Annotated in this window: 8 protein-coding genes; 2 read left to right on the plus strand and 6 right to left on the minus strand. The window is 38.7% G+C overall.

Going from position 1 to position 12,821, the window contains the following annotated elements; translation table 11 throughout:
* Window positions 1-151: 151 nt before the first annotated feature.
* From H0W62_03105 to H0W62_03115, 3 genes are all read right to left on the minus strand, one after another.
* Window positions 152-1,045: a T9SS type A sorting domain-containing protein gene (locus H0W62_03105; GenBank protein MBA3647531.1), complete on the minus strand. Its 894-nt coding sequence runs from the start codon at window positions 1,043-1,045 to the stop codon at window positions 152-154.
* Window positions 1,046-1,179: 134 nt separating this feature from the next.
* On the minus strand, window positions 1,180-2,844 hold the full coding sequence (locus H0W62_03110) for a T9SS type A sorting domain-containing protein (protein MBA3647532.1): 1,665 nt from the start codon (window positions 2,842-2,844) through the stop codon (window positions 1,180-1,182).
* Window positions 2,845-2,891: 47 nt separating this feature from the next.
* Window positions 2,892-4,520 (minus strand): T9SS type A sorting domain-containing protein, encoded by a 1,629-nt coding sequence (locus H0W62_03115; GenBank protein ID MBA3647533.1) that lies wholly within the window; start codon window positions 4,518-4,520, stop codon window positions 2,892-2,894.
* A 239-nt stretch (window positions 4,521-4,759) separates the two neighbouring features.
* Between H0W62_03115 and H0W62_03120 the strand changes: the two genes are divergently transcribed.
* Window positions 4,760-5,794, plus strand: coding sequence for a proline iminopeptidase-family hydrolase (locus tag H0W62_03120; protein MBA3647534.1), 1,035 nt, complete (start codon window positions 4,760-4,762; stop codon window positions 5,792-5,794).
* 33 nt (window positions 5,795-5,827) lie between these two features.
* Here H0W62_03120 and H0W62_03125 read toward each other — a convergent pair whose 3' ends face one another.
* The 3 genes from H0W62_03125 to H0W62_03135 form a co-directional block, all read right to left on the minus strand.
* The gene (locus H0W62_03125; GenBank protein ID MBA3647535.1) at window positions 5,828-8,296 is read right to left on the minus strand and encodes a carbohydrate binding family 9 domain-containing protein; all 2,469 of its coding nucleotides are present in this window, start codon (window positions 8,294-8,296) and stop codon (window positions 5,828-5,830) included.
* 233 nt (window positions 8,297-8,529) lie between these two features.
* Window positions 8,530-9,117: a hypothetical protein gene (locus H0W62_03130; GenBank protein ID MBA3647536.1), complete on the minus strand. Its 588-nt coding sequence runs from the start codon at window positions 9,115-9,117 to the stop codon at window positions 8,530-8,532.
* A gap of 323 nt (window positions 9,118-9,440) precedes the next feature.
* Complete coding sequence (locus H0W62_03135; GenBank protein ID MBA3647537.1) at window positions 9,441-11,069, minus strand: alkaline phosphatase family protein; 1,629 nt, start codon at window positions 11,067-11,069, stop codon at window positions 9,441-9,443.
* A 243-nt stretch (window positions 11,070-11,312) separates the two neighbouring features.
* On the opposite strand from H0W62_03135, the gene H0W62_03140 reads away from it, so the two are divergent.
* Window positions 11,313-12,782, plus strand: a complete 1,470-nt coding sequence (locus H0W62_03140; protein ID MBA3647538.1) for a hypothetical protein — start codon at window positions 11,313-11,315, stop codon at window positions 12,780-12,782.
* Window positions 12,783-12,821 lie beyond the last annotated feature (39 nt).

Raw genomic sequence — 12,821 nt, forward strand, 5'->3', positions numbered from 1 at the left:
CAATCGCAGGCTCGCGCCCAACATTTTTCTGCCGTAGCTTCTTCCGTTGAGCCTGTAGCGTTGGCGATGAAGCTGCAGTATCAGAACTTCACGTTTAAAAAGTTTCTACAGCTAGGCCATGTCATAGAAATCAACGGCAAAAAAAATTAAGTTAGGATTTAATGAATTTTGTCGAATAATAGCGATAATAGTCAAAAAATTGAACAAGATAAATTCCTGGTGAGAATTCTGAAACATCAATTTCAGTTTTTTTATCACTTGTTAATAACGATTTGACCAACTTTCCCTTGGAGTTATAAATTTGACATCTTGCTATATACACAGGAAGGTCTATATGCAACGTTTCTGTAGTTGGATTTGGATACACATTAGGAGAATCATTTTTTTGAATTATCGAGATTCCCAGAGGAATATGCATCTCAGAAAAAATGAGTGAAAAATCTGTTCCTAAATAACTTTGAGGACCCTGCGTATCACCAACAAAAGTAAAGCTGTCAATAAAAAAACCATTTGGACAACAACCTATGGGATCTTCAGGAACAAAAACTAAGGGATAACTACTAGGGCAGTTATTATAATGGGGATCAAAATCACCGCAACGAACATCAATTTGAAACAAAGGATATGGCAACCTATCAGTGACCGGTATAGTCAATAATATAGAATCGTAAAAAAGATTTTTGTCCCATTTGATTGTCAATGGTAACCGAGCATAGATAGGCGAAATACCACCTGCTGGTAAACCACTTACCACTCTTACCTTTTGAGCTAAAGTGCGATTTTTATAAAAAAACATATTAAAAACTGATGTGTCGACAGGTTTTAGAACTTCACCATAAATAGTATCGCGGCCGTTTCCATAATCAAAATTATCGGCCCCTGGTTGATAACAATAATAGATGGTGTCCTTGAAGCCATCACCATCCTCAAACCAGAAAGGAAATACCCAAGCTGGTTGTATTTGAGCATCAGGTACCGCGTAAACCTGAGCTAATAAATTTTTCACAAGAAATATAAAAGAGAATAGGAAAATTGTGTTTTTCATATCTTAAATTTTGTTGAAAATACACATGCATTTTCTGCATATAGAAATCAACGGCAAAAAATACGAGTTAAAGAAATTTTTTCATAAGGTTAGGTTTATATTGATAAGATAAGGACTAGATGAGTAAGTGTATTTCACTGGTAAACCACCTTTCTGCTGTATTGCTGATTGCAGGTTTTCAGGCGGATGAAATAAATGCCTTTTGGAATAGCAACATCAAAGGTGATTAATGTGTTGAGCATTCCATCATTTATTACAGCTTGCTTGATTAATACCAGCTGACCGAGGCTGTTGAACACCTGTATGGTTGCCTGATCAGTGCTGGTGATGTAGGTGGTTAGAAGGTGGAGTTGAAAGGTGCCGGTGGTGATGGTGGGGGAAATAGTGAATTCAGCTGGTAAATCCTCTTCTTGATTTAAACGTCTTGTCAGGTTCTCATCAATTGAAAGATCATTCGGTTTTAATCTAACAATCCAGTAGTCCGGTAATCCCTGTGTGGTGGTATGGTAACCAGTAACATCACCATCGTTGGAACTGGTACTGCCTGCAACTATTAATCCTCCGTACTTATCCTGTTCAACATCATAAGCATATTCGTAAGCACCACCACCTAAACAACTTTGTGACTGCAATTGAAGAGATGAATCAAGGCTTACTATCCAAAAGTCAGTGGGATTGGTAATTTTTGACGTATGCAAACCGATGACGTCACCATCTTCAGAAAAAGAATACCCTCCCACTACAATTCCACCGTGACGGGTAGCGGTTGAGCAATAAGCCAAATCGTCTCCTGATCCACCTAATGAAACTTGTTGCAGCAAATTACCACTGCCATCTATTTTAATGACCCAGTAATCATATCCGCCATAATTGACTGAAACATCGCCATCGTTGGAGGTTGAATAGCCAGAAACTACAAATTCTCCGGTTTTAATTTGAGCTACAGAAGTAGGATAATCAATACCCTTTCCACCATAAGATTTTTCCCAAATAATATTTCCAGATATATCGAGTCGTACAACCCAATAGTCCAATTCTGGATCTTTTGTGGAACCATGATGCCCTGTAACCTGGCCATCACTAGAATTTGAATAAGCAACAAATATATATCCGCCTTTATCGAGTTCTTTAATAGATAAAGTACCGTCAGACTCACTTCCTCCATAAGATTTTTCCCATTGTATTTTTCCAGCAAAGTCTAACTTAACAATCCAACCATCCGAATTACCATGGTTTCCTGTAATGTCGCCATTTGAGGAAGCGGAACTGCCAACCGCAATATAACCTCCGTCTGAAGTTTGGTATACCTTATACAGAACCTCTTCCCCAGTTCCTCCAAAACAATGCTCCCATTCAAGTGTACCTAACGAATCGATTTTTACAATCCAGTAATCGTGTAAAATACTCGACTTATCTCCATGGTAACCGGTAACGTCTCCATTATTATGGGTGTTGGAATAGCCACTAATAATATAACCTCCATCGGCACACTGGCGAATCGACTGAGCATTATCATCACCTGTGCCTCCGTAGCTTTTTTCCCAATTAATGTGTCCATTACTGGTGAGCTTCACAATCCAGTAGTCATTTCCACCATGATTTCCTGTTACATCGCCATCGTTACTGCTTGCAAAGCCTGCAACAATATAACCACCGTCATTTGTACGGGTGGCAGATTTTGCTGCATCCTCAGTATAGCCACCTAAGGCATTCTGCCATTTAATGGCAAAGCTTTGAGCGTGTGACGTAAAAATCGATGCTGCAAAAAGAGTTAACGGGAGTAATAATAATTTTTTCATAAGGTGGATTTGTATTGGTAAGATACTGATTAACTGTTCAATGCACTTCACTGGTAAACCACCTTTCCGCTGTATTGCTGATTGCCTGTTTTCAGACGGATGAAATAAATTCCTTTTGGAACAGCAGCATCAAGGGTAATTGCCATGTTGAGCATTCCATCATTTACTACAACCTGCTTGCTTAGTACCAGCTGGCCGATGCTGTTGAACACCTGGATGGTTGCCTGATCGGTGTTGGTGTTTGTGGTTTGAAGATTGAGTTGAAAGGTACCCGTGGTGATGGTGGGGGAAATGGACAGAAAACTTTCTGTATTGCTTAAAGTTTTTCCTGCGCTAAAAATCATTTTATTTTCTACTAAAACATTAGAATCTATTACTGAAGGTTCCAGGCGAACCACCCAAAAATCATCCTGGCCACGATTTTTAGTTACATCGCCATCCGAAGAAGTTGTTCCGCCGCATACAACAAAACCGCCATCAAAGGTCTGCTGAATACAGGTAGCTTCTTCATAATCGCTACCTCCTAGTGTAATGCTTTGCTCAATAGTACCACGGTTATTAAGCTTTACCACCCAGATGTCATCCTTCCCATGTAAATCGTTTACCTGTCCGTCGTCACTATACGTAGATATTGCAACAATGTAACCCCCATCACGAACTTGCTTTACTGAATTTCCTTTATCATCTTTGGATCCACCTAAATTTTTTTGCCATTGTAGGTTACCTACACTATCGAGTTTCGTAATCCACGCATCCTTTTCACCTTTATTATTACCAATGTCCCCTCCTATGGAATTACTAAATCCTGCCACTATAAATCCCCCATCTAAAGTAGGCTCGGCATCATAAGCAACGTCCTCATTTGCTCCTCCTAAAGCGTTTTCCCACAATAATTTCCCGCTCGAATCAATCCTTAAAACCCATTCATCAGTGTAATTGTTTGAAGTATTATGATGATCGAGAACATCTCCATCTAAAGAAGCTGTAACTCCCGAAATAATATATCCATTACTAAATGCTGTTTGTATTGAATAACCAACTTCACTAAAGGTACCTCCATAGCATCTTTGCCATTGAATATTTCCACTTGAATCAACTTTAACGATCCAAATGTCATCTTCTCCATTATTTCCTGTTACATCACCGTCAACTGATGATGTTGAGCCTGCAAAAGTATATCCTCCATCATTCGTATTGACTATCCCATAGGCAATATCTATAGAAGAACCGCCATATGTCTTTGACCATATTATATTTCCTTCAAAATCTAATTTACAAAGCCACGCATCCCAAGATCCATGGTTTTCATGTATATCTCCATCATTTGAAATACTATAGCCGCATGCAATGTATCCACCGGTTGCAAGGGGTTTGATTGAAGTAATTTCATCATAATCTGATCCGCCTAGCGCTTTTTGCCATATTAACTTTCCTCTTTTAGTAGTTCTAATAACCCATGCATCATCGCCTCCATGATAACCAGAAACCTGTTTGTCTTTTGAAGCAGTATAGCCGCAGACGATAAAGCCGCTGTCAGAAGTTTGCTCGATACGATTTGCAACCTCGGTTTTTGAGCCACCATAAGTTTTCTGCCATTTTATTTTGAAATTTTGTTGTGCATTACAAAACGAGGCTTTAAAAAATAAGAGTATCAAAAGAAGGTAGATTGATTTCATAAGTAGGTTTTTAATAAAGATGATTGTAATGGTAAGATAAAGATTAGAACGTTGACGTAGCTTCTTCCTGTGGCTATGAATATACCGTTACCATTTCAGCCTTTATAATTGAATATCGCAACTCGCTATTTTCAATTACGGATTATCGCAACTCTCTAAATTGGTTAATGAATAATCAGATTCAATACTTCGGTTCTTAAGTTCTTCCCAATATTTTTATATTAGAGAAAAAATCCGTCATGGTTCGTCTATCCATTTTCTTTTCGGTGGTTATTTTGATTATATCAGCCTGTAAACAGGATAGGACTGCGGAATATAAGACTGCGGTTTCCAATCAAAACTGCTGCAACTATTTTGAGCTGCCCGATTCGCTTTCTAAGAATGCAAATGTCCGCATGATCACAATAGATGGAAAATATAAAGTATGGACAAAGCAGTTTGGCAATGGCCCTATTAAAGTATTGCTTTTACATGGAGGCCCGGCTATGACACATGAATATATGGAGTGCTTTGAAAGCTTTTTCCCGAAGGCTGGCATTGAATTTTTTGAATACGATCAATTGGGATCCTATTATTCCGATCAGCCGGATGACAGCAGCTTGTGGACCACTGAAAGGTTTGTAGAAGAGGTAGAACAGGTAAGAAAAGCACTTGGTCTTGACAACACTAATTTTTATCTGCTGGGAAATTCATGGGGAGGCATACTTGCAATGGAATATGCATTAAAATATCAGAATAATCTGAAAGGGTTGATCGTATCAAATATGACTGCAAGCATTCCGAGATACGAGCAATACAATACCACTCTCAGAAGCCAGATGAGAAAACCATTGCTCGATTCATTGGAATCTTTCGAAAGAAAGGGCGACGTTAATAACCCTGCTTATACCAGCCTGGTAGAAACCAATTATTACAATGAGCACATCTGCCGGATAGTACCGTGGCCGGATCCGGTGCAGCGCAGCTTTAAGCATGTGAACTCTGTGATCTATGTGATGATGCAGGGACCCAGCGAATTTAAAACCGGTGGCCGCTTATTGCACTGGGATCGCTGGAACGATCTGAAGAATATCCATGTGCCTACGCTGATGATCGGTGGAAAATACGATACCATGAATCCTGCTGATATGGAAGCGCAAAGTAAGCTGGTTCAGCATGGGAGATATTTATATTGTCCTAACGGAAGTCACCTTTCCATGTGGGATGACCAGGAGCATTACTATCCTGGCATTATTCAGTTTTTAAATGACGTGCAAAGCGGTAATTTTAAGTAGCAGATATTATCACAGTAAATGTGAATATGCCAATCAGGGGTTTGAGATTTGTCTCCTTTTCAGCACCTGGTAATCGAGGTAATAAATAAATTTAACAGAAACGCCATTGGTTTGCGGGGTGCTGAAGGTCTTAGTGAAATTGTTATAATAATTATCTGCTCCTTTATCATCTGATTGGAAAATATTGTTTTTCCAGATCACATTTAAAAAGCTTCCGGGTGCACATTCCCAGGCAAATACAGCATCGATATTGAATACATTAAAATTAATGTCGTAGTCACCTGTAAAATCGGTAGTCCCTAATGAGCCGTTTTCATTTAAATGATAAAACTTTGTCCAGTTTACACGGCTCCAGTAATAGCGTGCCCTGAATGTAAATATCATTTTAGGATTAAAGGCATAATCGGCAGAGAGGGTGTTGGAGACAGTTGATGTGTTCCGTGCACCAAAAATAATGTTGCTGTTGTCCATATCTACATAACTCTTGGTACCCAGATCCCGGCTTACATACAATGAATAAGAAAGCTGAACATGATCGTTAAGGGTCCATTTAGGATTCAATGAGAGATCCACAAAGGGGTTATCAGGCCCTGCGCCATCACCATATCCAAGATTTCCATTTAAGGACAATTTTTTCCTGTAATCGGTTCCTAAAAAGAAATTCAGATAAGCATATGGATTCGAATAATACCTTCTTCCGGCCACGCGCGGCTCGTAATAGTCATAATACCAGAATGGCTTGGTATAGATGGAAATTTGAGCCTGGTAAAAATTTTTAAACTGGCAAGAGAATCCGCTGTTTCCTTCCCATTCCTGGTACTGCAAAGGCACTACCTGTGTTTTGAAATTTATGCTCGTCCAGAAATTAATGCTGCTAAAATGCCCTTTTTTCAATTCCTGGTTATAGTAGTTGAAGCCTGCGCCATTAGTCATCTGGTTACTGTAGTATAGAATGCCCAGGTCGTTTTGATTATAGTTTGGAGTTATCACTTCATGCCATACCCATTCTGTAAACTTGCCTTTAATGTCATTCAGGTTTACATTATAATATCCTCCATTGGTATTTCCATTTGCACCATCGAAGCGGGCGCTGAAATTTGCAAACCCTGCTAACTTCCAGGCATTTTCTTTATCCCGAAAGTCGAAGTGGCTGGATGTAACATTGGCATCAGGTGCCGATCCGCTCCGCCATACATTGGTGTTTTCCAGGCTTATTTTTGAATTATGTTTTAAAGATTGATCCAAAACAAATACATTATAATTTGTTACTGTGGCGGTTTGAATTTTCCGGGTTGTACCTGTTTCATCATTCTTTATTTCAGCATAAGAGGGCCGGGAAACAGCATTTAGTATTCCAATGCCAAGGCCATCATCAGTTCTCCCCGAAAACTTGGTTGCATTATATAGTTTTGAATCAGATGGATTTTTTATTATTGTTTCATTGTCCTGTGCCAGGTTAAATACATCAAAACGGTATATAGGTTGTCCGCCAATTCTTCTCGAATAAAATACCTGGGGTGAATTATTATTACCGTTTACATTATCCTGGTTAAACAATTCGGTTCCTTCAGTAAAGAAAGGTCGCTTTTCATTGAATTTAGTTTCGAAGGGCGAAATATTGAGCACTATATTATCACTTTGCACCTGGCCGAAATCAGGTATTAAAGTGGCATCGAGTGTAAAGCTTTCGTTGATACCGTATTTAACATCGACACCTCCGCCAAATAATTTATCGGTTACGTATTCCGGGGGATCATAGCTTGTGGGTGAAACCTGGAATCCCGCCGTTAAATATGGAGAAAAGGATAGCCGTAAAGGCGGATGAATATTTTCGAGACCAATTAACTTTCCCCATTGATTTATGCGGCCTGCCACTTTAGGATCAATCGGGCTCCAGGTGCTTAGTTCCCCATTACGTATAATTTCCCGTCCAAATTGAATACCCCAGTTCTGTAAAGACTTTGATGGAAACCGAATTGCAGAATAAGGAATTTTTATTTCACAAACCCATCCGTCTTTTTTAATAGAAACTGCACTTTGCCATACTGCATCCCAACTATCGTCATGGTCATTGGAAGGGGATCCTTTTTCATCATACTGAACACCTGCAGCCGTCACTAAAAACCGATATCCGTTTATGCCATCGTCATAGGTATCAAAGCCCACTACAAAATGATCTGCCAATGCATCTGCATTATCGCGTTGAGATAATTGATGCTTAATTTTACCGGGTGTTGAATCGTACATATAAGAGCCAATATAAATGGCCACATCATCATATATTATTTTGGTCTCAGTTCGCTGACTTGCTGACTTGCCATACTCTGGTGTTGCTGTAATAAAATTGGAAGCTATAGGCACATTTTGCCAGCAGACTTCATCTAAAGCACCATCAATCTTAGGGGGAGAATTTACTCTGGTAGCTTCGATAGTAGGTTTTTGTCCAAAAACAGCTGTGATTTCAATAAAAAATAAAAGGATAATGGTAAAGGTAACTTTCATGGTTACTGAACGGCAAGATAGGAAATCAAGTATTGAATTATTTTAATAAAAGAAACTAAGTCGTCTGTAAAAAAATTGTATGGAAAGGTCAATTAAAAATTTTTTAGACCAAAAAGAACTGCATATAGACAAATAAATTTTATTTGAATCCTTTAAAAATTTTCGGGGATTATTAAGATACTAATAGAATAGTTGACAGAAATATTAAAAAGAAGTTTTTAGCTCCAATGTTTTTATTCTATAAGATAGTTTTTTTTCATCCTTAAATTATTGGATGCTATTTCCACTGCTACTATTACAATGAAAAGGAGCACAATGGAAAAAATCCACCCGGTTATCAATTGTTTAATAAGAGAACTCTCTCTTTCTTCCACAATACGAAGCGATCTTCCTGCAACAACAAATCCGTTGAATGCTCCCTGGACATGCAGGATTTCAAGAGCGCTTCTTACTTCCTTACGTGGTTGCCAGGTAATCCTGTCTTCAGCATTTTGTTTAGTGTAATCCAGGACACCATCAGGCATTGTTGGAATTTTTCCATCGAGCACACCATCTGATGCAATACTTTTTCCAGTCTCATCGAATAGGATCAGATATGGGTTTAAGCTTTGTGAAATTTCAGTCATTTTCGCCGAAACCAGAGTTTGCGGTTTAGCGCCATTTTTAAGTGCAAATGCTGCATCTTCTGCCATTTGTATTTGAGGGTCATTGGCATTGCTCCTGTAAGTCTGTTGAACGGTTACGTAGATAAGCAAACATACTGCTGAGATAATAGCTGCTGTCGGTATCCAAAACTTTAAAACAGGGATTATGGTTTTCATGATGAACGGGTTTAAGTTTATATTTTATTTTTCAAGATGAGTCTATAGTTTTCCATACAGAAATTAGCCTTAAATGCGTTCGACCGTTTCTGATCCGGTATTAGGAGTATTCAGGATGTTTATTAATGATCTCTTTTTTAAAAGCGGTAGTTGAATGGGTTTCTCATATTTCATAGTTATTTGTCATTGAGAGTACTTTGAAATACAAAGTAAGATAAAAATATTCAGAAAAAAAAACAATTATCATAAAAATCTATATTAGAGTGTTTAGAGTTTTAACGGTAAGCAGCTATTGATAGAAATGATGGCTGCAATTTATCAGATTATTTAAGCCTGATATCCGTTATAGGCTTTCCTGTGCAGCCACTTGGAAAAGCAATATTGAGCCAGTTGGAAACGGTAGGAGCAATATCTGAAATTACTACCGACGCGGCAGAGCTTCCATGCGGAACCTTCCAACCATAAAAAATTAATGGCACATGGTTGTCATAAGAATAGATGGTACCGTGAGAACTGCCTTTCATGGAAGTCCAGTCTACCCATCCCGGTGAAACCGAAAATAAAATATCACCCGAACGGCCATGCTGGTATCCATTCATGATCAGTTGCTCCACATAATCTGAGCAATCATTTAAGATCGGATATTCGGGAACTGTAACACACAGCACCTCTTTTTTATTTAGTAAATATTCCTTCACCTTAACAGCTATTTCTTCGCAGGATTTTTTACTTTCTGCGATAAAATCATAATCCAGATACACCTGCTGAACAGTTACATCTGAAACCCAACTTCCGCGGCCATAAAAATTCGATATATAATTATTGATAGAATCTTTCCACTGATCAGACTGGACCAGCCCGCCTTCCAACTTATTATCTTCTGCAAATTGAGGATTAATGGCTACGCCATGATCAGCTGTAAGAAAAATTAATACATTGTTCAAGCCAACATACGAATCAAGAAATTTAAAAAGATCCTGCAGGTCTCTGTCAAGACGCAGGTAGCAATCTTCCGTTTCCAGTGAATTAGGTCCGAATTTATGGCCTATCAAGTCAGTAGAAGAAAAGCTGATACACAAAAAATCAGTAGCATTTTGTTTTCCCAATTGCTCACTTTTAATGGCGTTTATAGCAATATCCTTTGTCATGGTATTAGCAAATGGAGTGAATGGCAAAATGCTGTAGTCATGCTTGCCTAAATGATGGGGAAAGATGGGCAGTGTTTCATTAGAGAGAGGATCTTCATATATAACAGAATCACCGGTACATTGTTTATATCTATCACGCTGCAACAATAAGCCCCAGGTTTGATTGAGATATTGGTTAGTTCCATCACGCCTGTTATAATCACTAAGCCAATCCGGTAAACTTTTTTTATACCAGGTGCTGGTAATCCATTTCCCTGTCTTTGCATCGTACCAGTAAGCACCATCTGCCATATGGCCTGCTGGCATTATAGCTGCACGATCTTTAAGCGCTATTCCAATTACCCGCGATTGTTTGCTGGCTAACTTCAATTCATCAGTCATGGTAGAAGATCTTAACAAATACGGAGACATAGATTGAGTTTGTATCTCTAAGCCAGTTGTAAATGTTCCCGAGTCCGAAGCGCAATAGATTTCTTTTTTGCTTAAGCGGTCGTACCAGATATTATCCACAATTCCATGTATGGATGGAGTAGCTCCGGTATAAATAGTGCTATGGCCAGGGCCTGTTGTTGTAAGGAAATAATTATACCGGGCATCCTGGCATAAAAAACCATCATTCACCAGCCTTTTAAAACCACCATCACTGTACAAATCCCAGAAACGGAATAAAAAATCATAGCGCATTTGATCCACCACAATACCCACCACTAATTTTGGTTTTGCAGGGATGGAAGAGGATGATTTTTGCGCGAAAGCAGGACTGCTGATAAGAAACATCCCAATAAACAGTAATAGCTTTTTCATTTGCGGGTATATTATTCTTTTTTTTCAGCTGATTCTTCAGATGCTATTTACTGAAAGAAGAACAAATATCAGAGAAGATTTTTTATATGAAAGAACTAAATGGCTTGAAACGAAATCAAAATCCGAACTTCTGATCAGTTTTAATTATAACCTTCGTGAATTCCGGCACAAAATTATCTTTACTTAATTATTCAAAATACCGGGCACTAACCGGTTGTAGCTATAGCAATTAACCATGTTTTTATGCTGAAAAATCTTTTCCTCTTTTTGCCTGCCATACTTATTCTGTGTTGTGAATCCTTTACGATTACAAATAGAAGCGTAAAAAAACCTGTTTTGCAGAAAGATTATTTAGTATTTCAAGATAGCGCTCTCCAGTCCGGGGCATTAGCAAATACCACAGCGAGTGGAATTACCATAACGGTAAATTCCTCGGCTTCAGGGTCGGTGAACAACTATATTTTTGGAATGATGACGGAGAATTACCTGGAGAAATGGAATACACATGAAGCGCAATTTGTAAAACTTGTCAATAATTTAGGCATTACCCATTTTCAATATCCGGGAGGGAGTATCAGTTACTGGTGGCATTATGATCCCAATGGAGCAGGCTATGGAATAAAAGAGAGTGAATACACAGGGTTTCGCCATGGTAAGAGTGGTGCGGCGAATGAAAATTTTCTGAATAAGTTTATTGATATGTGTAAAGCAACAAATGCAAACGCCATATTCGTAGCAAATTTTCTTACCGGAAATCCTGATGAGCTGGACGGAGCTATTGACCAGACTCAGCGCAGTGGAGTAAAAGTGGTTGAGGTAATTTTAGGTGTTGAATTGCATATTCCTGCTGTGCAGGATAAAATATCGCTGCAACAATATTTAGATCGGGCTCAAAAATATATTGCCATGCTGCGCAGTAAATATCCTTCGATAAAAATTTATGCGGACGGTGCACCTGTGCATAGAGCAGCGAATAATCAATATTTTCAGCAGTGGAATAGTGCTGTTTCAAAGTTGCAGGGAATTGATGGTATGGTTCAATATCAGTGGTGGTGGCCTTCTTACGGAGGTGTATCACAACAAGATCAGTTCAGCCATGGGCTGGATGATTTGAAGAGCTTTATGTCGCAGCTGGATAATGTGAACGCCGCCTTAGGAAGCTATTCCAACCACTGGGTAATTGATCAATGGGGTATTAAGGAAGAGGCAAAACCGGTATATGGCGGAACCATGTTACAGATGCTGCATTTGGTTTGGTATCCTTTGTATGTTACAGACTATAATTATCACCATCCGGGATTCTATCAAACCGTAGAGTACATGAAGCTTGGCAGCAATTACGTTCAGGACCTAATAAAGCTGAATAATAATAAAAATCAGGGAGCAGGATATCATCTGAATCCTGCCTATTATGCGGTGAAATTTGCATCAGTAATTAAAGATTCAAAATATGCTCCGGCAACAGTAAATGGCTCAAAAGATATAAAAGCATATTATTTTGAAAAAAATAACAGGAAGTACCTGTTCGTAATTAATCTAACTGCTGATGCTGCAAATTTACCAGGGGTAACGGTGAATGGGAATTTATTAAATGCAACACTGGTACAGGCTTATTGGTCAGACAAGTTATCAAGTGATGTTTCAGGCATTAATTCAAGTACCGGAGGAAGCCTGATTAATCCCTATTCAGTTTCTTACTATGAACTGAAATAAGAATATAGCAAAGTCTGTAATTGGCAGAGGTGCGCTATG

The organism is Chitinophagales bacterium, from assembly GCA_013816805.1.
Classification (GTDB): Bacteria; Bacteroidota; Bacteroidia; order Chitinophagales; family UBA10324; genus MGR-bin340.

Excerpts from the sequence above, each read along its gene's own strand:
- H0W62_03135 (MBA3647537.1), bottom strand. The coding sequence starts at position 11,069 with ATGAAAAAGCTATTACTGTTTATTGGGATGTTTCTTATCAGCAGTCCT.
- H0W62_03125 (MBA3647535.1), bottom strand. The coding sequence starts at position 8,296 with ATGAAAGTTACCTTTACCATTATCCTTTTATTTTTTATTGAAATCACA.
- H0W62_03120 (MBA3647534.1), top strand. The coding sequence starts at position 4,760 with ATGGTTCGTCTATCCATTTTCTTTTCGGTGGTTATTTTGATTATATCA.
- H0W62_03105 (MBA3647531.1), bottom strand. The coding sequence starts at position 1,045 with ATGAAAAACACAATTTTCCTATTCTCTTTTATATTTCTTGTGAAAAAT.
- H0W62_03115 (MBA3647533.1), bottom strand. The coding sequence starts at position 4,520 with ATGAAATCAATCTACCTTCTTTTGATACTCTTATTTTTTAAAGCCTCG.
- H0W62_03110 (MBA3647532.1), bottom strand. The coding sequence starts at position 2,844 with ATGAAAAAATTATTATTACTCCCGTTAACTCTTTTTGCAGCATCGATT.
- H0W62_03130 (MBA3647536.1), bottom strand. The coding sequence starts at position 9,117 with ATGAAAACCATAATCCCTGTTTTAAAGTTTTGGATACCGACAGCAGCT.
- H0W62_03140 (MBA3647538.1), top strand. The coding sequence starts at position 11,313 with ATGCTGAAAAATCTTTTCCTCTTTTTGCCTGCCATACTTATTCTGTGT.